We start from the raw sequence: 22,119 nt of genomic DNA, 5'->3' as shown, positions 1-22,119 counted from the left end.
ATTTATCATAGAAAAGGGGACGTAATTACGCCCCTCTTGATTTCAACTTTATTTTAAATCTACTACCAAGTTTACGTTGAATTTTATCTAATGCTTCTCCGCCAAATACTCTTTCAAGTACTCCTGTGCGAATTGCTAACAATCCATAAACAAAACCGCCAATACCTGCACAAATCGCAACTGTTATAAGAGCACCAATACGGCCATCAGGCGAAATCATGAAGGATAGAATCCATTGTGATAGTTTTACAGTAACGACCATTATAAGTGTCAGTACTGCAATTTGGAATGTTCTTTTATATACAACACCGAATGAATAGTGTGCGTATTTTTTAATTTGTTGATTTGTGTACCAAACAGAAGCTAAGAAACCAACTGCTGTCGCTAGAATTGCTCCTACTGTACCGAAATAACGAATAAAGATTACGTTACATACAAATTTCAAAATAACGCCCATTATAAGCGCAATAATCGCATGCTTCTGCTGGTTAATACCTTGCAGGATTGCCGCTGTTACTGTAAATAAAGCGAATAACAACGCAACTGGTGCATACCACATTAATACTTGTCCACCTAGTGGATCTGAATCGTAAAACGCAGTATAAATTGGATATGCCAGTGAAGAAATACCGACAACTGCTGGCAATGTTAAAAACATATTCGCCTGGAATGTTTGTGTAATTTGTAATTTCAAATAGCGGTATTGTTTTTCAGTAAATGATTTTGTAATTGCTGGTACAAGCGTTAAACTAAACGCTGTCGCAAGTGATACAGGAATCATAATTAACTTATGCGTCCACATTGTGAAAATACCGAGGGCTCGCTCTGCGATATCACCTTGACCAATCGCCTGCATAATTGAGTTAAATGTCAATGTATCAATTTGTTGATATAAAGGAATTGTTAACCCAATTACAACGTAAGGAATCGCATATGCAAATAATTCTTTAAACAATTGAACGGTGCTTACTGTTGACTCTGGTACAGTTTGTTCAATTAAATATTGATCCAAATATTTTTTACGTTTTAACCAGTACCAAATTAACACTCCGAGTGCTCCAACCGCTGAAACGAACGCAGCAAATGTCGCTACTCCAACTGCTGTTGCAACTGTACCGCCAAGTACTTTAATAACGATAAAACTACCTGCTAATAAAAAGACGATACGAATAATTTGTTCAATAATTTGTGAAACGGTAGTTGGTCCCATAGACTGGTGACCTTGGAAATAACCACGAATTAAACTCGCTGCTGGTACAACAATAAGTGCGAAACTTACAAGACGAATGATCGTCGTAACTTCTCCTACATTATTGTGTATACTTTGTTTACCAAGCATCGCTTCTGCAAACAATGGCGCCGTCATGTACAGTACTAGGAACGAAAGAACTCCTGTTACTATCATCATAACCATTCCCGAGCGGAACATTCTCCGGCTCGTTTTATAATCGCCAAGCGCATTATATTTGGAAACAAATTTTGAAACAGCAAGTGGCACACCTGCCGTTGCGATACTTAAAAAGATCGTATATGGAATGTATCCATATGTATAGAGCGTTCCGCCTTCTGTTCCTACTAATGCATGAAACGGAAAGACGTAAATCATGCCTAAGAACTTTACTAAAAATGTCCCTAGCGTAACAATAAGCGTTCCGCGCAGAAATTTCGAATCGGACATACAAAAATCCTCCTACATCTACATAAAGTGAAACTATAATTAGTTGGAGACTTCTCTCCTACTCCTTATTAGTTGAACCATTCGAGCATTTACAGGCTAACAAACTCCCTATTTACTTCTCCTAAATCTTGAGGTTTTAGTCTTATCACCTACAAATGGCAGGATAGTACTGAACTCTAACTTTTGTATTGTACCACAATTCTCTCATTAAGCAGTACTTCACTCTATTTTTCTTTTAAGGGAAAACATGCTATTCTTTTAGGCAGGAAATGTAGAAAATGAGGTCGATATATTATGCATTATGATGTTATTGTCATCGGCGGCGGTCCTTCTGGGCTAATGGCTGCAATCGGTGCTGCAGAAGAAGGCGCAAGCGTCTTACTTCTTGATAAAGGAAATAAACTAGGGCGTAAACTTGCAATTTCAGGTGGCGGCCGTTGTAACGTAACGAACCGTCTACCACTTGATGAGATCGTTAAACATATACCAGGAAATGGCCGCTTCTTATACAGCGCTTTTTCTATTTTCAATAATGAAGATATTATTACATTCTTCGAAAATCTCGGTGTAAAACTGAAAGAAGAAGATCATGGTCGCATGTTCCCTGTATCAAATAAAGCACAATCGGTAGTAGACGCACTTTTAACACGATTAAAAGACTTAGGTGTAAAAATCCGTACGAATACACCCGTTGAAACGATTGAATATGAGAATGGTCAAACGAAAGCAGTTGTACTACAAACTGGCGAAGTGTTAGAAACAAATCACGTCGTTATCGCTGTTGGTGGAAAATCTGTTCCTCAAACTGGATCTACTGGAGACGGATATGCTTGGGCTAAAAAAGCCGGGCATACAATTACAGAATTATTCCCAACAGAAGTACCAATCCTTTCAAACGAACCATTTATTCGTGATCGCTCCTTACAAGGTCTAGCTTTACGCGATGTAAACTTAAGCGTATTAAACCCGAAAGGAAAAACTATTATTTCTCACAAAATGGACATGCTCTTCACTCATTTCGGCCTATCTGGTCCTGCTGCACTTCGCTGTAGTCAATTCGTCGTGAAAGCACTGAAAAAGTTCAAAACAAATACCATTCAAATGAGTATCGATGCATTGCCAGACGAAAATAGTGAACAACTATTCCAACGCATGCTGAAACAAATGAAAGAAGATCCGAAAAAAGGAATTAAAAACGTGTTAAAAGGTTATGTACCTGAGCGTTACTTCCTATTCTTATTAGAAAAAAATGAAATTGATGGCAGCGAACAAGCTGGACAAGTTTCTCACGAAAAGATTCGTGCACTTGTGAAAGACTTTAAAGAATTTACTGTGAATGTAAATGGTACGCAGTCAATTGAAAAAGCATTCGTGACTGGCGGCGGTGTATCCGTTAAAGAAATTAATCCGAAAGAAATGTCTTCTAAATTCACGAACGGCTTATATTTCTGTGGGGAAGTTCTTGATATTCACGGTTATACTGGTGGCTATAATATTACATCTGCTCTTGTTACTGGTAGAATTGCCGGAACAACAGCTGGAGAAAACGCGAAAATGCAATATTAAACCGAGAAACAGGGATTCCTGTTTCTTTTTTTAAGTACATGAAATTATATCGGCGATTCTGTAAATATATCAGCGATTCTACTACTTATATAGGCGATTTTTCAAATATATCAGCGATTTTTCAAATATATCGACTTACCGACAAAAAACGACAAACATCCCCTCCCCTTAACTTCCCATTGCTTTTTTGTTGCTTTATATACCTTAGTACCTTTATATTTTATATTGTTGAATATTTGAAAAAGGGTAAGGGGAAAACGTATGAGAAAAAAAGTCATGATGTCTTTAATGCTAATGACGTTTCTTTCTGCAGTAGAAGGAACGATTGTTAGTACAGCAATCCCTCGTATAACGAGTGATTTGTCAGGCGTCGAACTTGTTAGTTGGGTATATGCAATTTATATGCTTGCAACAGCTGTTTCGACTCCAATATACGGAAAGCTTGCTGATTTGTTTGGCCGTAAAAAAGTTTTACTTATCGGAGCTACAATCTTTTTAGTCGGTTCTGCACTTTGCGGAGTCGTTACATCGATGGAACAATTAATTTTCTTCCGCGCTCTTCAAGGTATCGGTGCTGGTGCTGTTATGCCGATTACAATGACAATTATTGGAGACTTATATAGCGAAGCGAAAGACCGCGCGAAAGCACAGGGCTGGATGAGTGCCGTTTGGGGTGTATCTGGTGTTATCGGACCGTTAGTAGGTGGATTTTTAGTTGACTCCCTATCTTGGCGTTATATTTTCTTCTTAAACGTTCCATTCGGCATTATCGCTTGCTTAATGATTGCCATTTACTACAAAGAATCTATTAAGCCCGCTAAACACCATATCGACTATCTTGGTGCAACAGTCTTCTCATTAAGTACGATCGCTCTACTATACGCATTATTAACAGGTAGCAGTAAGCAAAACTGGGGAGACATAACAATTATCGGCCTATTAATCTTCGCCGTCGTTTCATTCATTATTTTCTTATTCATCGAGAAAAAATCTCCGGAACCATTAATTCCGCTAGCACTTTTCTCTAACCGTACATTATCTACAATAAACATATTAACGCTTATTGCTGGCGCAATGATTATTAGTATTACAATGTACCTTCCAATTTGGAGCCAAGGTGTATTAGGAAAAAATGCAACGGAAGCCGGACTTATTTTAATGCCAATTCCTGTTATGTGGACATTTGGTGCTATCTTCTCTGGTAACTTAGTAGGCAAATTAAAAACGAAACAAATCATTTTACTTGGAGCTAGCATTTTATCAGTCGCTACGTTCTTATTATTTACATTATCAACACATTCACCATCGTTCCTTATTTATGTAGCAGTCGGATTATTTGGCTTAGGAATGGGGCTTGTGACACCAATTTACATGGTAACAATTCAAGCAGCTGTACCAGCTCATACACGCGGAACAGCCGTTGGTTTAAACACATTTATTAACACATTTAGTCAAACGTTAGGTGCTGCAATCTTTGGAACAATCTTCAATACGATGATTCACGCACGTGGCATTAAAAACCTTGATCTTGTATCTGGCGGACACGGCGGGGCTACAGCAAGTGTAGCAACTGAATCACAATCCGCATTAGCAGCAAGTGTACACGTCATTTATATGAGCACTTTCGTATTAGCAGTATGTACATTAATTATCGCTTGGCTTTTATTAAAGCCCGCTACACAAACAAATGAGCAATAATAAAGAGGATGACCATTTCGGTCATCCTCTTTTTACTCTTCATTCTCCACAATATGTTTCAGCATGGATAATTTATTATCCCAAAAACGTTCATAATACGAGAGCCACTGTTGTAATTCTTCTAATGGTTCTGGATGCAAACGATATATCTTCTCTCTTCCGCTCTTTCTTCCGCTTACTAAATTCGCTTCTGAAAGAATATGAAGGTGTTTTACAACCGCAGTACGACTCATAGGAAAGTGATCCGTTATTTTGGAAATCGGTAACTCTTTATCACTTAATAACCGTATTACTTCTCGGCGGGTTGGGTCAGCAATTGCTTGAAATACATCATATTTTGCTGCTGATGAGGACACTTAGCCTTCGACAACCTTTTTCAGTTTTTCATTTACAATCGCTACCCAGCCGCCGCTCATTCTATCGCGAATAATAGAGCTCTTCGCATTCGCTTTCGGAAGAATTTCATCAGGATGTTTCCAGCCGCCGTGAATTAATGTAAATTCTGTTTTATTATCTCCTAGGTCTTTCAAATTAAATGAAACAACCCAGCCATCTGTATCCCATGAGAAAGATAGGTGGTTTGGCTCATCAATTTCTAGCACTTTACATGGTGATGGCCCAAATGGTGATTGCACATGAAATTCATGTCCTACCTTTAATTCGAAATCATTTGGCATAAACCATGATGCAATCCCCTCTGCAGTCGATACTACATTCCATACTTTTTGAATAGACGCGTTAAAAACGATCGTTTGTTTAATATCAGTTAATGTATTTTGTTGTTCCATTTTCATTCTCCTTTATTCAGCACTCAAATATAACACCTTTTGGTTTCATTTAGATAATATAACACCTTTTAGTTTCATGTCAACGCTAATTCTTTTTTACTGTTGAGAAATTCTCAACATTTTTTCAACAGGACAAACACCCTCTGCACATTTCCTCATAATATACTCACAAAGGCAACAAAAAATAAAAACTTCTCTCAACATGAAACTCCATCATTCATCTTGAAAGAAGCGCCTTACGTATATCATGCGTATTTCGTCTCTCCTCCTTCCCTCAGGGACACTACGCGGGATATGAAAAATCAGAAGGAATATGCCCACCATTTGAGTAGGTAGTTATTTCTCTTCTCCTCAACATTTCCTTAGGAGCGAAATGACTACCGACTCACTTTTTTCAAACAAAATAAAAAGGGGTTGAACGCTATGTTCTATTGCATTAACTGCTCTGATATTCACCATGAAAAACATCCGAATGATAAAGTATTCAAAAATGGTTTTTATATTGATCCATTTTTAGGTGATCGTTATCACCTTGGTATGTGTAAAGATGCCCAAAATCATGAGACAGGGGAGCCTCTTTTAACGACAAAGAAATTAGGCACAACCCAATCTATTATGAACGTATTACCGACACATGTTGTCCCAACATAAAGCATAAAAAAGAGCTGGCTCATCCAGCTCTTTTTTATGCTTTATAAACGATCATTGCTGAAAAACAATAAATTTGGTTTTCGTCATCGTTAATAGAAACACCGACTTGGTACTTAATATCTACAAAGTTGCTATCATCAATCTTTTTCAAAAACACATTCACAGCGTCTTCTAAGTCTTTTTCGTGACTTTCATCAAACACTTTCACACGAATCATGTTAACACCATCCTAGATCGCAGCCCTCCGCCGCTTGATTATTGCCACGGTGCGTATCTATGATGCGATAAAACTTTCCATTCTCATATATATATCCGTCTTCTAACACATATTTTTTATCTTCAGTATAGACATAAAACTTACCTATCATAAATTTACTCGTATATAATTCCAAATAATTTGGTCTAAATTTAGCTACAACTTTATTTGTAATATCAATTTTTATTGTGCGCCCCACCTTCTCTCCCTCCTTTGCAAAGAACGGATTTAGGTATATTGTATTAGCGCTTTTACATTTTATGCTTAAAAATAAGTGGATATGCCTTCTTTCTCACCTGTACTATTTTTCTAAAAAAATCACTATAAAGTGAAACTTTAATCAGTGGGGGGGTTTTGTTCATCCCCCACTGATTATCAGCCCTCACCAATCGGGCTGCCCGTTAATGCGGGATAAATAAGATCTAAAAAAAAAGCGCTTTACATTATTGACTCGAATATAAATATTATGTTATTATATAAAATTTGACATTTTTACATACGTATGCTATCATTAAAAGTGGTTACCACATATGGAGGTGGATGATTTGTTTCAAATTGGTGATAAAATCGTTTATCCAATGCACGGTGCAGGAATCATCGAAGCAATTGAAGAGAAAGAAATATTAGGTACTTCACGTCAATATTGTGTGATACGCATCATTAGTAAAGATATGCAAGTAATGCTTCCGATGGATCAATTAAAAAAATCAGGTATTCGTTATATCGTTGATCGAGGTACGTTAGATGATATACTTCTTGAATTTCAAAACGGGGAGTCAGACCCATCACTCTCATGGAAACAAAGATATACAATGAATATGGAAAAAATGAAAAACGGCAATCTGCTAGATAGTGCAGAAGTTGTTCGTGATTTACTTCGCCGCAATAAAGAGAGAACTTTAAATGCGAGCGAAAAACAAATGCTAGATAACGCCCGAAAAATGATGATTAGTGAAGTTGCACTCGTACAAAATGTTTCTGAACATCAAGCAACAGAATATCTTCAAGATACAATTAATCACTAAATTTAAAATAGCTGGCCGCTATTTTTTTTGTAAAAAAGGACGAAGAGTTTTATCTCTTCGTCCTTTTATATTACCCACGCCCAGCTTGAAACGATGGATATAACGTCATTCCACCATCTGCAAATAGCGTAATTCCCGTTACATAACTCGCCTCTGAAGAAGCAAGCCAAGTTGCTACTGCTGCAATTTCTTCAGGTTTTCCAATATAGCCCATCGGTATCATACTTTCTACGTCAGCCCGCTTTTTAGGATTAGCAAACTTTTCGGCATTAATTGGCGTATTAATTGCACCTGGTCCAATATTATTTACTCGAATACCTTTTGGCGCATATTCCATCGCTAACGTTTCTGTCATCAGTTTAATGCCACCCTTACTTGCTGCATAGTGTACAAATAGTGGCCACGGAATTTTCTCATGAACACTAGACATATTAATGACAGACCCTTTAATATCATGTTCTACAAAATATTTAATCGCTTCACGACTTCCTAAAAAAGCACCTGTTAAATTTGTATTAATTACCCTATTCCAATCTTCAAGCGGCATTTCATGCGACGGTACCGCGTTTTCTATCCCTGCATTATTAATCATAACGTCAAGCGTACCAAACTCTTTCACAGCAGATTGAATGAGATTCACAACATCTGATTCGACGGTTACATCACCTTTTACAGCAATCGCTTCGCCGCCCACCTTTTTAATTTCTTCTAACACATCATTCGCTTCTGATTCTCGTGAGCGATAATTAATAACCACTTTCGCTTTTTCCTTAGCAAACCTCACTCCCATCGCTCTTCCGAGACCAGTTGCTGATCCTGTAATAACGACAACTTTCCCTGCTAAATCACTATACATTTCCATACCTCCTTTAACTTTTGGCTATACCTAACATAATTCCGGCTGCGATAATAAAAACGATACCGACAACGATACCCGTTAATTGACGTTTCGTTTTCTTTTCACCTAATATAAGAATCCCACCAAGCGTGGAAATAATAATCCCCATTTGCGATAGCGAGAAACTTGTTGCGACTCCAACTCGCGGCTGCGAAATGAATAAAAACATATTTCCAGCTGCCCAAATTAATCCTGGAATAATATTTCGAATTGCATATTTATTAAATGGATGATGTTTAAAGGTAAGCAAAATCCCACCTAACACCATACCAACTGCTTGTGGCAACAAAGCCGACCAACCATCTACGTTAAATAACCTAATCACTACTACGTAAACTAAATAACCGACTGTTGAAATTAATAAAATTACGATACCTCTTTTAAAGTTTGCTGCTTGCTCTGCATTTTTTTCTTCTTCACTTTGAAGCGATGTTAAAATAACACCGATAATAATACAAACGAGTGCTAGAATCCCAAGGACGACCGATATTGTCGTGGACCATTCATGAAATACGATAACGCCAAATAAAGTCGTCGCGACTAATTGAAGTCCTGTTGAAATTGGCATCGTCCTCGAAACACCCATTAAATCAATACTTTTCAATTGATTCGCCTGACCAAGCGCCCAAAATAAACCTGACACAACTCCAACTCCAATAACGGTAGGTGTTAATACTGGCTTCATAAAAATATAAACAACAATTGAGAAAATAAGTGCTCCAAACGTTGTTCCGAGCGTTTGACTATACGGTCCCCCGCCCAGTTTTACGTTAAATAACACAATACTTCCCCAAAATATAGCTGGTAAAATCGCTAAAAATATATCCATCACTCATTACCTTTCTTTACTAAACGCCATAGGTTATCACTCTAAGTCGTTAGAGTGAGCTTTTATTTTTTCTTTTTCCCGTTCACAAACTTTTTCTACAATAGCGCCAGAAACATTCTTTTCTCGCTCCACTTTCTTTATCTTTACGTGATCTAAACGATCTTCCAAAGTAAGCGTAACTTTGTCATTCGGCGGATTATGCGCTCCTTGAAATGTAAGAAATTGTAGCGTCACTTCATATCTAGGAACGAACTCACCTTTCTTGCCGAGACGTTTTATATTTATAACTGAAGCACATTCATATTGGTCTTCTGTCACTTGTCTAATAACTGAATAGTACCTATTTGATAATGCACTCTCTAAAAGCTGTTCTCTTGATTCTTTCGCGAAAGAATCAATTGGAGAAGAGAAAAAGGCCACACATAGCATTGTGATAACTACACATATTTTTTTCATAGTTCCCTCCTTGTTCTATAGATTAGTGTTCTCAAAACTGCCATAAAAAAACGACTTTACCTATGTAGGAAAGTCGTTTTAATGAATCCAATATTAACCACCACTCACTGGTGGAATTAGTGCAACAACATCACCAGATTGGACTCTGTCATCTTCATTTGCGTATTCTTCATTAATCGCAACCATAATTGGCTCTGAAACTGGTACATTATATTCGTTCGCAACAACATCTTTTAACTGTGCAACTGTAATATTTTCTTTCTCTATTTGTAATTCACTTGCCCCTGCTTCTTCTTGCAAGTGCGCAAATAACAATACTCGAATCATACTTATAGCTCCTTCCCAGGCTCTCCCGCCGGATATGGTGTTTTTTCTAATTGATCACCAATCCATGAGTCACCATCTTCCCAAAACTCCTTTTTCCAAATCGGAACAATTTGTTTTATGCGTTCCATAATATATTCGTTCGCTTCATAAGCCGCTTTACGGTGTGGTGTTGAAACAGCAACAACAACCGCTATATCAGAAATTTGCAACGTACCGATGCGATGTGTAATGGCAACATATGTACCTGGCCATTTCTCTTTCACTTCCAGGCCAATTTTCTCTAGCATCTTTTCTGCCATCGTCTTATAAGCAACATACTCTAAGTATAATGTACGACGCCCTTTCGTAAACTCTCTAACCGTTCCAATAAATGTTGTAACAGCACCGCATTCACGTCGAATTACTTTCTTCGTTACCTCTTCAATCGAGATTTCTGTGTCAATTACTTCATAATATGTCTTTATCATTTCGCACTCCTAACCGTTTGTAAAAACCAGTCTATGTACAGCTCTTCTTCTGTTATATGAAATACTTTATATTCTTCTCGTATATTTGCCGGAACATCATACCACGTAATAACCGCCACTATATTTTCTACTTTATGTAAAATCTCAACGTCTTCCGCAGAACGAAGTAACACTACTTTCGAGTAATTCTCTTTTTTATAGCCCTCTATTAAAATTGTATCCACTTCAAAAAACTCATATAAGCGAATAATTTCTTGCAAAGACCATTTCTTTCTTAGTGAAGAAAGTGAAAGCAATCCAGCACCTTCTACACTACTTACCACAGCACCAGCTTTACGGTGTCTTTCGCTATCTTTTTGCGCTACTTCTGGAAAGCCTCCGTGCCCGTGATGTTTAATTGTAGCAACTTTCATTTCACTTTCAGCTACTGCATGCACAATTTTCTCTACAAGTGTCGTTTTTCCGCTATTTTGATATCCTACTATTTGTAAGATTGAAGGGGCTTTGCCCATGGCCAATCACATCCCTCAGAGTGCTCTAACAATAATACGGACACTTTCATTCCGGTCTCAAATCCTCTCGTTCCTCCAGGTAACACGATAAAAGCATTCGCATCTGCAAGTGAAGATACCGCACTCGATTTATCTAAACCAACCGGCATCGCTTGTAACGCCCCGTTCACAATTGTTACGTTCGCTCTTACGAAACGAGTAAATGGATTTGGCTTTGGAAAATCTTTTTGTAAAATAGCAACCGCTCTATATACGTGAGGTTCCTTCGCATACAAATACGTTTTTATAATTGGATGCACAAATAATTCAAAGCCTACATAACAAGCAGACGGATTTCCTGATAAACCGAAGAGTAACTTTCCATCAACTTCAGCTACTGTCGTTACACTTCCGGGCCTCATGGCTATCTTATTAAAGAGTACATTCGCCTGTAACCTTTCATAAATAGCTGGTAAGTAGTCATAATCTCCTACTGATACACCACCTGTTGTAATTAAAATGTCGACCTCATCCATCGCTGATTGAACAGCTGTAAAACATGCATCTAACTCATCCGCGAGTTTACCATAATAACGAACTTTCCCGCCAGCTTTCATAATTTGAGCTGCGATCATATACGAGTTACTATTTCTAATTTTCCCCGGTTCTAAAGGCTCATGTACTTCTAATAATTCACTTCCTGTCGTTACAATACCGACAATAGGCTGTTTTATAACTTTCACAGTACTATATCCAAACGTTGCTAGTAGGGCCGCAACTCCAGGGTTAATTGCAACACCTTTCTTAACGAGAACTTGATTTTGTTTAATATCTTCTCCTTTAATCGACACATTGTCACCGTTATTAAAAGAGCGTTTTAACTTCATATATGTTTTCCCGTTCTTCTCAAACCCTTCTGTCAGCTCTAGCATTACGACTGCATTGCAATCTTCTGGAATAGCTGCTCCTGTCATAATACGAACCGCTTCAAAAGCGCCTACTTCTTCTAAAAAAACAGAACCCGCCCCGATTTCTCCTATTACTTCAAATTCAACTGGATTCTCTTGAGTTGCTTCTTTCGTATCTTCTGCTCGAATGGCGAAACCATCGTAAGGAGAACGATCAAAATGAGGAACGTCATGATCAGACACAACATCCTCCCCAAGAATTCTCCCGTAACTTTCCGTAATAGAAATTTCTTCTACTTCACCATGCTTTGCATATTTCATTACCCGTTCTACTGCCTCAGCAACTTGAATTGGAATTCGTTTTTCTACCATCGTTTCTCACCTCATATTTGCAATTTTTTTTATCTCGATTAAACTTTATATATTAAATAGAAATTACTTCAAGGAGGAATTCCATGTCTTCATTCACACACTTTAATGACCAAGGACGCGCAAAAATGGTTGATATAAGCGACAAAAAAGCAACCGTTCGAACAGCAATTGCGTGCTCTAGCATTGTCGTTACGAAAGAAATTTACGATAAAATCTCCCACAATGAAATTGGGAAAGGTGACGTATTAGCAGTTGCGCAAATCGCAGGAATTATGGCTGCGAAACGAACTTCTGATATTATCCCAATGTGCCATCCTTTACTATTAAAAGGTGTTGACGTTTCTTTCGATTGGAAACAATCAGAAGAACAATATCGTTTACTCATTGAAGTAAAAGTTAAAACAGAAGGTAGCACCGGTGTTGAAATGGAAGCTTTAACAGCTGCTTCGGCTACCGCTCTTACTGTGTATGATATGTGTAAAGCTGTCGATAAAGGTATGATTATCGGCGAAACGTACTTACTTGAAAAAACAGGTGGAAAAAGTGGAGATTATACGAGAAATTCATAATCCTTTCTCCGTTGAACCTAAAGGATTTCCTTTAGGTTCAACCTATATATCTTGCATATAAACTTTTCGCTACATTTATATCATTCGTCCCATGAATGAACGCTCTGCCATCTGTAAATAAAACAAAACGATATTCTTCTACCGGAAACGATAATAAATAAGGTGTCGCCTTTATCTCTACGCTTCTTTGTAAGCGCTTTTTAATTTCTTCTAAATTAAAATTCTTCCGCACACCTGGACGAATTTGCACTGTATTTCGCCCACATAACACTTCTGTTTTCGTTTGTGCTTCAAATGTTAAACTTGGATATGTACGTAACCTTCCGCAAGATAAACAAGAATCTTTTTTCTGCCTATTCACTTTAAATGCCATCTGTTGATTATTCCAAAGATCAAACGATAACATCGTTTCACGAAGCGCCCCGTAATCTTCTACTAATATTTTCAGCGCTTCCGTAGTTTGATGCGCAACTACTAATTGTACTGCCGGTTGTATAATACCAGCTGTGTCACAGGTTGCTCCGCTCGCCGGATGCTCCATTAAACAGCGAAAACACGGTGTTTTCCCTGGTAAAATTGTATACGTTACTCCGTAGCTTCCAACGCACCCACCATATATCCACGGAATATTATACTTTTGTGAAATATCATTAATAAGAAGACGCGTTTCAAAATTATCTGTCGCATCTAATATTAAATCTACATCACGTACTAACTCTTCCATTTCTTGCACCGTTACATCCGTCACAGCAGGATTTATTTCCACCTCAGAATTAATCGCTTTTAAATGCTCTGCTGCCGCTACCGCCTTTGGTTTATACTGTTTTGCATCTTCTTCTGTATATAGTTGTTGTCTTTGTAAATTACTCCATTCTACATAATCACGATCAGCAATCGTTACTTTTCCAACACCTGCTCTAACAATCGCTTCTGCATTTGCCGCACCGAGAGCACCAGCACCAATAATAAGCACATGCTTCTCTCTTATTTTTTTCTGTCCTTCTTCTCCAACACCAGAAAATAATATTTGTCTTGAATATCGCTCCTGCATACGATAGCCCCCTTTCTTATCCTCCTATATAAGACATTTCGATTTTCGGACGATTTTTTGCACTTTCTTCTGTCCGTTCATCCGAATACCTATCTTTTCTATTCATCCATACATCTTGTATAACACTTAATAACTCCTCATCCGAAAAATCTCCTCTAAGAAGTTCTCTTACATCCAAACCCTCTGTCGCAAATAAGCACGTATAAAACTTTCCATCTGCCGAAATTCTCGCCCTCGTACAAGAGGAACAAAATGACTCAGAAACAGATGTAATAAAACCAACTTCAACATTTGTTCCAACGTATCGATATCGCTTCGCAACTTCACCAAAGTAATGTGCTTCAGCTGGCTCAAGCGGATACACCTTATGAATCATCTCAATCAATTCTCGTTTTGTAACGACTTGATCAAAATTCCACCCATTTGTACTACCAACATCCATAAACTCAATAAACCTAAGCGTGATTCCTTGCTCTTTAAAATACGCAGCCATCGGAAGTATTTGATGATCGTTCATCCCTTTTTTCACAACCATATTTACCTTTACTGCCAGCCCCGCCTCTTTAGCTGTTATAATTCCCTTAATCACAGGTTTTGTATTAATATTTCGACCATTAATATTCCTAAATATGTCGTCATCTATCGCATCTAAACTAACATTCACTCTATGTAATCCAGCTTCTTTTAATGCCTTCGCTTGTTTCGTTAAATGGATAGCATTTGTCGTTAACCCTATATCTATTAGCCCATCAATTTTCACAAGACGTGCAATAAGTTTTGTTAAATCTTTACGAAGCAGTGGCTCACCGCCAGTAAGTCTAATTTTCCGTACACCGATGCTAATAAATAATTTTGCCAAACGCTCAATTTCATCAAAAGTTAGTAAAAACTCATCTTTCAAAAAAGCATAATCTGGCCCAAATATTTCCGCTGGCATACAATATGTACATCTAAAATTGCAACGATCAATGACAGATATACGTAAATCTTGAAGTGGGCGTCTAAAAAAATCTTTAACCATCTCCTGCATCGCCACCCTCCCTTTCTGCCAAATTTCTTTCTTTTCATTCTATTATAATATATTTTCGAACTGCGATGTTTTTGCTCAAGTGAATAAAGTGAAACTTTAAATAATTAGAGGGGATCCACTCCACCTGGTTAACGAGGTTTACTTACAAATACAAAGATAAAAAAACCTTGAAACATAAAAGTTTCAAGGTTTTCTGCTTATTAACTTAATCTAATAATCGTTAAAGTAGCTCCTGGTGTTGCCGTAGATAATGTAGCTATTGCAACTAATCCAAACAATTGCAGACTAATAGCAGCTCCAGCAGGCAAGTTAGCAATTATTGTTGCACTAAATGAGCCAGTAGCCACTGTCGGGGCGTTTATCGTTCCCGCAAGCGGACTGCCATTTACAGTTATACGAGAACTTACAAGTAATCCCGCCGTTAAATTAATTGTATAAGCTATATAATAGTTTCCTGCATTCGCAACTGTAAATACAGTATTCCCACCACTAAAGGTTATTCCTGGTCCAATATTTTGATTGTTTGGTAAAGGAATATTCGTACCACTTAACAAAACAGAAATAAGACTTCCTGATGTATTATTCGCAAACGCATACGTTGCAGTTGTACTAACTCCTGTTGTTCCCGTACTTCCCGTTGGACCCGTTTCTCCTGTGGCTCCCGTATTTCCTGTTGGTCCTGTGCTTCCTGTCGATCCCGTACCTCCCGTTGGACCTATTTCTCCGGTTGCCCCAGTACTTCCCGTTGGTCCTGTGCTTCCTGTCGATCCCGTATTTCCTGTTGGTCCTGTGCTTCCTGTCGATCCCGTACTTCCGGTTGAACCCGTTACTCCCGTTGAACCTGTATTTCCTGTTGGACCGATATCTCCTGTTACTCCGGTAATTCCGGTTGTTCCTGTATTCCCGGTTGCTCCCGTACTCCCAGTTGCTCCCGTACTTCCCGTGGCTCCTGTATCTCCCGTGGCTCCTGTACTTCCCGTTGAACCCGTATTTCCTGTTGGTCCTGTGCTTCCGGTTGAACCCGTTACTCCCGTTGGACCTGTTTCTCCGGTTGCCCCGGTACTTCCCGTTGGACCCGTTTCTCCGGTTGTTCCCGTACTTCCCGTTAGACCTGTTTCTCCCGTGGCTCCGGTACTTCCCGTTGACCCCGTATTTCCTGTTGGTCCTGTGCTTCCGGTTGAACCCGTTACTCCCGTTGGACCTGTTTCTCCGGTTGCCCCGGTACTTCCCGTTGGACCCGTTTCTCCTGTGGCTCCTGTACTTCCCGTGGCTCCCGTATTTCCTGTTGCTCCCGTAGTTCCTATGGCTCCTGTATTTCCGGTTACTCCTGTGCTTCCCGTTGGACCGGTATTTCCTGTAGCCCCCGTGCTTCCGGTTGGACCGGTATTCCCAGTTGTTCCTGTATTTCCCGTCGCTCCGGTACTTCCCGTGACTCCTGTATTTCCCGTTGGACCTGTATCTCCCGTGGCTCCTGTACTTCCCGTTGAACCCGTATTTCCTGTTGGTCCTGTGCTTCCGGTTGAACCCGTTACTCCCGTTGGACCTGTTTCTCCGGTTGCCCCGGTACTTCCCGTTGAACCCGTTTCTCCGGTTGCTCCTGTTACCCCTGTATCCCCAGTTGGACCCGTGACTCCTGTGGCCCCGGTACTTCCCGTTGTCCCTGTCATTCCAGTCGGTACTGGAGGGAAAGTAGGGCCGACAAGATCTGAGGATAACTTAAAATTAGAATTTATCAACCTCTGTATTTTTTGATTTTCATCATTTCCTTCCACTACTCCCACCACCTCCCAAAAAATACAACTACAAAATATGTTTCATATAAGGTGAAACATATTTTGTAGGAGGGTCTTACTGCCCGTTAATGCGGGATAAAAACCCACCTTCTATTTGAATTGTATTTTTCAAAAAGGCCTCCAATACTACTTTTCAAACAATTACTCCTATTTTTATGCTATATAAACTCTTCTTATAAACAAAAACTCCCTCTATGATTTTAGGGGAGTCCAGCAGTCGAATCAAAATTATCTGTATTAGGGACAGCTTGTGCTATACTCGAAACATTTGCACTTTGCCCCATGTTTGTTCCTGTTACAGTACCAGCAGGAGTGCCTCTTGTATATGTTGTCGTCACCGAATCACCCGGCTGTAAACAAAGCTTCGTCTCCGTCCCTATTACTGTAACAACATCAATCCAAGTGCACCCCATTGAACCACTGTATGATTTCGAAGCAGTAAATGAAGTATCACTCAAATTATCACCGGTAAATATATTTCCAGTATTATTCACAATAACAAACTCTTTTATATGAGCAGGCATAATTACACTCTACCTTTCATCTATGAACCTAATGTACGTGTACTCGTTGCTAATGGCGGAAGAAACACTGATGTTCTAATGACCGCTTCTGGCTGTCTTTTCCCATTTAAAAAAATAGCCGCACTCGACCCTCCAGCACCTGCATATACTTTTGCTACAGCTAAAGGCGAGATATCATAACAGTCGCCGACATTAACAGCTCCTGTATTATTAATAATTTTTACTTTACGCAAATTAATCCCCATTTCCCCCTCCTCCTTTTTTATACTGTATGCAAAAGAAAAAAACTTGAAACAGACTCGTTTCAAGTTTTTAGCTATTAACTATTTCGTTTCACCTTCATATTGAAGCATACCGCCAACCATGTTCACTGTTTTAAATCCTTGCTCATTTAAATAATGACATACATTTTCACTGCGCATTCCTGAACGACAAATAAAGATATATTCATTCTCTTTATTAAAGAAATCTACTTTATGTGGGATATCGCCCATTTTAATATGTACAGCTTCTGGAATCTTTCCTGCCGCTACTTCTTCATCTTCTCTTACGTCTACTAAAAATAACGTTTCTCCATTTTCTAAACGCTCTTGTACCTCTTCTGTAGTAATTGTTTTAACTTCTGTCATATGTAGTTCCTCCTTATATACAATAAAACCTTTAGTTTCTTTTTCACAAACATTCTCTACCAATTTTAGCACGCAAAAGAAAGAACGCAAAGAATCGAAAAACTATTTCTCAATTTTCTCGCAAAACTTATTCTTTACAAACATAACTCTTGCATTGTATCCTCAATATACTTGTTTTATGAAAGGAGCCAATGAAAATGACACTTTCCCTTTTCATAATGGGCATCATTTTCTTAATCGCTGCAATTATTACTCTTAGTATGAAAAATAATAAAAAAATAAAATCAACACAAGAAATGTCATTCTTATTTCTATTGCTTAGCATAGCGTTTTTCGGTATAGCAATCGCTACATATATTTTCCGTCTACAAATCATGTAAAAAAAGGTGCCTACTACAAACATTGCACCTTTTCCCCATCATTTGTCTTCTAAGGAAAACTAGATACTCTCCGATTTAAAAATTCATAAACTTTCTTTTCAAATAAATGAATATCAAATGCTCCCGCCATATGCCCATTTATACTTTCTATCTCATACACTTCCGCATACTTCCCTTGTTTTTGCAAAATATCTACCATTTTATAGTTGTAACGAGACGGCTGAAGCAAATCTTGTTTACACGGAATCATAAGTACATTCGCTTCTATGTTAGAAAGAGATTCTTCTAGTGAAGAAAACCCATGTGCAATATCATGCAATAAAACTGCCTTCGCAGTATACATCCATGAATTTGCATCTACTAACTCTATACTTGTATATGTCGCTTTATTTATCTCTTTTTCAAATGATGTTAATGTAGAAAACTTTTCATAAGGTTCTACCTCTATACTGTTACGAGGAAATGCCATTTCATAAAAATGCTCATCAAACGCGTTCATAAACATCATTCTATTTGCTAAATGAAGCCCCTTTATCGGCTGCTCTTCTCCATATTTTCCATCTTTCCAACTTGGATCCAGCCGAATTGCTTCAATCGCATTTTGTGCTACGTTTACTGACGTAATAATTGGATTTTGTGGGTTCGTAATAACGCCAATCATCCGCTCTACCATATGTGGATAGTGAACCGCCCATTGTTGTGCAATCATTCCCCCCGCCGACGGTCCAATTACAGCGTGTATCCTTGAAATTCCCATACCTTTTATTAACTCATATTGCATACGAGCTACATCAAGAAATGTAAAAACCGGAAAATCCATAGCATATTCTTCTCCAGTTTCTGGATTAATTGATTTCGGTCCTGTTGTAATCACATATGGATTTCTCACCTGCACATTACAAAGATTATCTGCACATATAACAAAATATTTATTTGTATCAATTGCTTTTCCAGGTCCAATGAGCCCATCCCACCAACCAGACTCCTCATCATGCACTGTATATTTTCCTGCCGCATGACTTGTTGCACTAAAATAATGACAAACCAAAATCACATTTGACCTTTCTCTATTTAAAGTGCCATATGTCTCGTATCCCATTTGAATAGGAATTTCTCTGCCATTTTCAAACGTAAACTCTTTTAACACAAACTTCTCCTTTTTTACAATTTGCACAGACTCTTCCTCTCTCCGTTATAGTATGAACTGCTTACTAAAGATTTTTTTCCATGCAAACTAATCTCCTTCTTCTTTTCATAAATAAATGAATAATATACAAAATTAGCCACAAAATAGCACTATATTACAAGATTAAAGAGGGCGTACATATGATTTGGAATTGGTTACGTAAGAAAAAAAAATCAAATACGACAGAAAAAAACGAAACAGATAATTCGGAGCAACAACCTAACAATCAAGATGATGATAACAAAGAACAGACTAGAAGTATGAAACATAATAAAGATAACAATGGAGAACAAAAAAAAGAGGAACATAAGGAATCTTCTCAAGACAAACAGCAAAATTCTAAACTGGGCGACTCTGCTCAGGATAAGCAACAAAGCTCTAAACAAGATGACTCGAATCAAGATAAACAACAAAGCTCTAAACAAGATGACTCGAATCAAGGTAAACAACAAAGCTCTAAACAAGACGAATCAATTCAGGATAAACAACAAAGCTCTAAACAAGACGAATCAATTCAGGGTAAGCAACAAAGCTCTAAACAAGATGACTCGAATCAAGATAAACAACAAAGCTCTAAACAAGACGAATCAATTCAGGGTAAGCAACAAAGCTCTAAACAAGATGACTCGAATCAAGATAAACAACAAAGCTCTAAACAAGACGAATCAATTCAGGGTAAGCAACAAAGCTCTAAACAAGACGAATCAATTCAGGGTAAGCAACAAAGCTCTAAACAAGACGAATCGAATCAGGATAAACAACAAAGCTCTAAACAAGATGACTCGAATCAAGATAAACAACAAAACTCTAAACAAGACGAATCGAATCAGGATAAACAACAAAGCTCTAAACAAGATGACTCGAATCAAGATAAACAACAAAGCTCTAAACAAGACGAATCAATTCAGGATAAACAACAAAGTTTGAAACAAGATGAATCCAACCAGGATAAACAGCAAGATTCTAAGCAAAACGACTCAGCTCAGGATAAACAGCAACGCTCTAAACAAGATGATTCGAATCAAGATAAACAGCAAAGCTCTGGAAGTAATAGTATTTATGACTTTACAAAACCAGAAGAAGACCGTATTCATTCTCTACAAGATTTAATAGAAAAGCTCAAAAAGTCTAGTGATTTTGTTAATTACCATACATCTGACGATGAAACGATGCCTTATTGGATTTCTTACTATCGACCTTCGCTTGATGGAGAGAAATTACAAAAGTACTTAATGCCTACTCTTTTAGAACGACCTAACGCTTCACTAGAAGAACTAAAAGAACATATTCCGATGAGCGGGATTACAATTACGAATGACCTACAAAAAATTGAGGATATGGTTTTAAAGGGGCATGCAATTATTCAATTGAATCAGCAAAATCAAAAGTGTCTGCTTGCAAACATTGCAATTGATACGTATCGGGCACCAAGCCCTCCTTTAAACGAATCGACTGTTATCGGTCCTCAAGAAGGTTTTGTAGAGGATATTGATACAAATATTAATTTAGTTCGAAAACGTCTTCCTGTTTTAGATTTACAAACAAAAGAAATAATTGTCGGCGAATTTTCAAAAACAAAGGTTGTCATGATGTATTTAGATAATCTTGCTGAAAAAGAGAATGTAGAGTTTCTAGAGGAATCATTACGTGCTCTTGAATATGATCAAATTAATGATAGTGCTTACTTACAAGAATTAACGGGTGAAAAATCAATTTTCCCACTCTATATCAATACAGAACGCAATGATAGAGTTACAAAAGCACTAATTGATGGAAAAATCGCTATCTTTGTCGACGGTTCACCGAACGTTCTATTAACTCCTGTATCATATTTCGATTTCTTTATTTCACCAGAAGATTATAATGTCTCTTGGCTATATGCAACATTTTCAAGAGTTTTACGCCTTATCGCTGTTCTTTTCTCAATTTGTGCAGCTCCATTATATGTTGCTGTTTTAAATTATCATTATGAACTCATTCCAAGTGATTTGCTGGAAACATTAATTTTATCTAGAGCGCAAGTCCCATTCCCACCTCTAATTGAAGCACTTTTTTTGGAATTAGTTATCGATTTGTTAAGAGAAGCTGGTGCAAGGTTACCAATGAAGGTCGGTCAAACACTTGGTATTGTAGGCGGTATCGTAATTGGGCAAGCATCTGTACAAGCTGGTTTAACGAGTAATATTTTATTAATTATCGTTGCCTTATCAGCACTTGCTTCCTTTATTACACCTATTTATAAAATGGGGAACGCTGTTCGGTTACTACGCTTTCCGATTCTCATATTTGCAGAAATAGGAGGACTTTTCGGGATTTCTCTTGGATTTATCTTTTTATTTACTCATCTATTTAGACTTACTTCCTTACGTAAGCCATACGCTTTGTTTTATCCAACAAGACAACAATCTGTTAAAGATTCTTGGATTCGTTTTCCCTTAACAATGATTGATACAAGGGATGTACAAGCGAGGCCACAACATGTAAAAAAATCAGCAAAAGGAATTTCAACAAAACATAGATCAGACTTTGATGATTAAGGAATGAGGT

General features: G+C 38.0%; 26 protein-coding genes. 7 read left to right on the top strand and 19 right to left on the bottom strand.

Annotated elements, in window-relative coordinates:
- Positions 1-25 precede the first annotated feature (25 nt).
- Positions 26-1,678: a putative polysaccharide biosynthesis protein gene (locus tag AC0OM3_RS07135; protein WP_001284031.1), complete on the bottom strand. Its 1,653-nt coding sequence runs from the start codon at positions 1,676-1,678 to the stop codon at positions 26-28.
- A 294-nt stretch (positions 1,679-1,972) separates the two neighbouring features.
- Between AC0OM3_RS07135 and AC0OM3_RS07130 the strand changes: the two genes are divergently transcribed.
- Together AC0OM3_RS07130 and AC0OM3_RS07125 are read left to right on the top strand one after the other, a co-directional pair.
- Positions 1,973-3,244, top strand: a complete 1,272-nt coding sequence (locus AC0OM3_RS07130; RefSeq protein ID WP_000558890.1) for a BaiN/RdsA family NAD(P)/FAD-dependent oxidoreductase — start codon at positions 1,973-1,975, stop codon at positions 3,242-3,244.
- Between the two features lie 261 nt (positions 3,245-3,505).
- Positions 3,506-4,942 (top strand): MDR family MFS transporter, encoded by a 1,437-nt coding sequence (locus AC0OM3_RS07125; RefSeq protein ID WP_001228010.1) that lies wholly within the window; start codon positions 3,506-3,508, stop codon positions 4,940-4,942.
- Between the two features lie 32 nt (positions 4,943-4,974).
- On the opposite strand, the gene AC0OM3_RS07120 is transcribed toward AC0OM3_RS07125, so the two are convergent.
- On the bottom strand, positions 4,975-5,298 hold the full coding sequence (locus AC0OM3_RS07120; protein WP_000098837.1) for an ArsR/SmtB family transcription factor: 324 nt from the start codon (positions 5,296-5,298) through the stop codon (positions 4,975-4,977).
- A complete protein-coding gene (locus tag AC0OM3_RS07115; RefSeq protein ID WP_000437773.1) occupies positions 5,299-5,730 on the bottom strand; it encodes an SRPBCC family protein in 432 nt (143 codons plus the stop codon).
- 423 nt (positions 5,731-6,153) lie between these two features.
- On the opposite strand from AC0OM3_RS07115, the gene AC0OM3_RS07110 reads away from it, so the two are divergent.
- Positions 6,154-6,381, top strand: coding sequence for a DUF3973 domain-containing protein (locus AC0OM3_RS07110; protein ID WP_000498989.1), 228 nt, complete (start codon positions 6,154-6,156; stop codon positions 6,379-6,381).
- Between the two features lie 34 nt (positions 6,382-6,415).
- Here AC0OM3_RS07110 and AC0OM3_RS07105 read toward each other — a convergent pair whose 3' ends face one another.
- Positions 6,416-6,598 (bottom strand): sporulation protein Cse60, encoded by a 183-nt coding sequence (locus AC0OM3_RS07105; RefSeq protein ID WP_000621751.1) that lies wholly within the window; start codon positions 6,596-6,598, stop codon positions 6,416-6,418.
- 1 nt (position 6,599) lies between these two features.
- On the bottom strand, positions 6,600-6,836 hold the full coding sequence (locus AC0OM3_RS07100) for a DUF2553 family protein (protein WP_000533804.1): 237 nt from the start codon (positions 6,834-6,836) through the stop codon (positions 6,600-6,602).
- Between the two features lie 331 nt (positions 6,837-7,167).
- Between AC0OM3_RS07100 and AC0OM3_RS07095 the strand changes: the two genes are divergently transcribed.
- Positions 7,168-7,662: a CarD family transcriptional regulator gene (locus tag AC0OM3_RS07095; protein WP_000451441.1), complete on the top strand. Its 495-nt coding sequence runs from the start codon at positions 7,168-7,170 to the stop codon at positions 7,660-7,662.
- Between the two features lie 70 nt (positions 7,663-7,732).
- Here the strand turns inward: AC0OM3_RS07095 and AC0OM3_RS07090 are convergent, their stop codons facing one another.
- The 7 genes from AC0OM3_RS07090 to AC0OM3_RS07060 form a co-directional block, all read right to left on the bottom strand.
- Positions 7,733-8,518: a glucose 1-dehydrogenase gene (locus tag AC0OM3_RS07090; RefSeq protein WP_000286678.1), complete on the bottom strand. Its 786-nt coding sequence runs from the start codon at positions 8,516-8,518 to the stop codon at positions 7,733-7,735.
- A 13-nt stretch (positions 8,519-8,531) separates the two neighbouring features.
- Complete coding sequence (gene glcU / locus AC0OM3_RS07085; RefSeq protein WP_000350861.1) at positions 8,532-9,389, bottom strand: glucose uptake protein GlcU; 858 nt, start codon at positions 9,387-9,389, stop codon at positions 8,532-8,534.
- Positions 9,390-9,425: 36 nt separating this feature from the next.
- Positions 9,426-9,845, bottom strand: a complete 420-nt coding sequence (locus AC0OM3_RS07080; RefSeq protein WP_000717676.1) for a DUF3888 domain-containing protein — start codon at positions 9,843-9,845, stop codon at positions 9,426-9,428.
- Between the two features lie 93 nt (positions 9,846-9,938).
- On the bottom strand, positions 9,939-10,172 hold the full coding sequence (moaD, locus tag AC0OM3_RS07075; RefSeq protein ID WP_000621768.1) for a molybdopterin converting factor subunit 1: 234 nt from the start codon (positions 10,170-10,172) through the stop codon (positions 9,939-9,941).
- 2 nt (positions 10,173-10,174) lie between these two features.
- The gene (gene moaE, locus AC0OM3_RS07070) at positions 10,175-10,639 is read right to left on the bottom strand and encodes a molybdopterin synthase catalytic subunit MoaE (RefSeq protein WP_000598369.1); all 465 of its coding nucleotides are present in this window, start codon (positions 10,637-10,639) and stop codon (positions 10,175-10,177) included.
- A complete protein-coding gene (mobB, locus tag AC0OM3_RS07065) occupies positions 10,636-11,151 on the bottom strand; it encodes a molybdopterin-guanine dinucleotide biosynthesis protein B (RefSeq protein WP_000513626.1) in 516 nt (171 codons plus the stop codon). Before mobB ends, moaE begins: the two co-directional genes overlap by 4 nt.
- Positions 11,121-12,410: a molybdopterin molybdotransferase MoeA gene (locus AC0OM3_RS07060; protein WP_000229693.1), complete on the bottom strand. Its 1,290-nt coding sequence runs from the start codon at positions 12,408-12,410 to the stop codon at positions 11,121-11,123. The genes mobB and AC0OM3_RS07060 overlap by 31 nt, the downstream gene beginning before the upstream one ends.
- A gap of 83 nt (positions 12,411-12,493) precedes the next feature.
- Here AC0OM3_RS07060 and moaC point away from each other — a divergent pair, with 83 nt between their 5' ends.
- A complete protein-coding gene (moaC, locus tag AC0OM3_RS07055; RefSeq protein WP_000094146.1) occupies positions 12,494-12,979 on the top strand; it encodes a cyclic pyranopterin monophosphate synthase MoaC in 486 nt (161 codons plus the stop codon).
- A 37-nt stretch (positions 12,980-13,016) separates the two neighbouring features.
- Here moaC and AC0OM3_RS07050 read toward each other — a convergent pair whose 3' ends face one another.
- From AC0OM3_RS07050 to AC0OM3_RS07025, 6 genes are all read right to left on the bottom strand, one after another.
- On the bottom strand, positions 13,017-14,030 hold the full coding sequence (locus AC0OM3_RS07050; RefSeq protein ID WP_001158082.1) for a molybdopterin-synthase adenylyltransferase MoeB: 1,014 nt from the start codon (positions 14,028-14,030) through the stop codon (positions 13,017-13,019).
- A 16-nt stretch (positions 14,031-14,046) separates the two neighbouring features.
- Complete coding sequence (gene moaA, locus AC0OM3_RS07045; RefSeq protein ID WP_074594923.1) at positions 14,047-15,060, bottom strand: GTP 3',8-cyclase MoaA; 1,014 nt, start codon at positions 15,058-15,060, stop codon at positions 14,047-14,049.
- A 200-nt stretch (positions 15,061-15,260) separates the two neighbouring features.
- Positions 15,261-16,796 (bottom strand): BclA C-terminal domain-containing protein, encoded by a 1,536-nt coding sequence (locus AC0OM3_RS07040; RefSeq protein WP_474211226.1) that lies wholly within the window; start codon positions 16,794-16,796, stop codon positions 15,261-15,263.
- 257 nt (positions 16,797-17,053) lie between these two features.
- A complete protein-coding gene (locus tag AC0OM3_RS07035) occupies positions 17,054-17,377 on the bottom strand; it encodes a hypothetical protein (RefSeq protein ID WP_001110851.1) in 324 nt (107 codons plus the stop codon).
- A gap of 20 nt (positions 17,378-17,397) precedes the next feature.
- Positions 17,398-17,622 (bottom strand): spore germination protein, encoded by a 225-nt coding sequence (locus AC0OM3_RS07030; protein ID WP_000512463.1) that lies wholly within the window; start codon positions 17,620-17,622, stop codon positions 17,398-17,400.
- 78 nt (positions 17,623-17,700) lie between these two features.
- Positions 17,701-18,006: a rhodanese-like domain-containing protein gene (locus tag AC0OM3_RS07025; RefSeq protein WP_000141207.1), complete on the bottom strand. Its 306-nt coding sequence runs from the start codon at positions 18,004-18,006 to the stop codon at positions 17,701-17,703.
- 197 nt (positions 18,007-18,203) lie between these two features.
- Between AC0OM3_RS07025 and AC0OM3_RS07020 the strand changes: the two genes are divergently transcribed.
- A complete protein-coding gene (locus AC0OM3_RS07020; protein WP_000175904.1) occupies positions 18,204-18,386 on the top strand; it encodes a hypothetical protein in 183 nt (60 codons plus the stop codon).
- 49 nt (positions 18,387-18,435) lie between these two features.
- Here the strand turns inward: AC0OM3_RS07020 and AC0OM3_RS07015 are convergent, their stop codons facing one another.
- Positions 18,436-19,560 (bottom strand): homoserine O-acetyltransferase family protein, encoded by a 1,125-nt coding sequence (locus tag AC0OM3_RS07015; RefSeq protein ID WP_474211208.1) that lies wholly within the window; start codon positions 19,558-19,560, stop codon positions 18,436-18,438.
- 152 nt (positions 19,561-19,712) lie between these two features.
- Here AC0OM3_RS07015 and AC0OM3_RS07010 point away from each other — a divergent pair, with 152 nt between their 5' ends.
- Entirely contained in the window at positions 19,713-22,109 is a 2,397-nt protein-coding gene (locus AC0OM3_RS07010) for a spore germination protein (protein WP_474211207.1), read from the top strand.
- The last annotated feature ends 10 nt before the right edge of the window (positions 22,110-22,119 follow it).

This window comes from Bacillus sp. FAU20, assembly GCF_056033865.1.
Note: the sequence above shows the minus strand (reverse complement) of the source record. Positions and strands in the feature narration are given on the sequence as shown.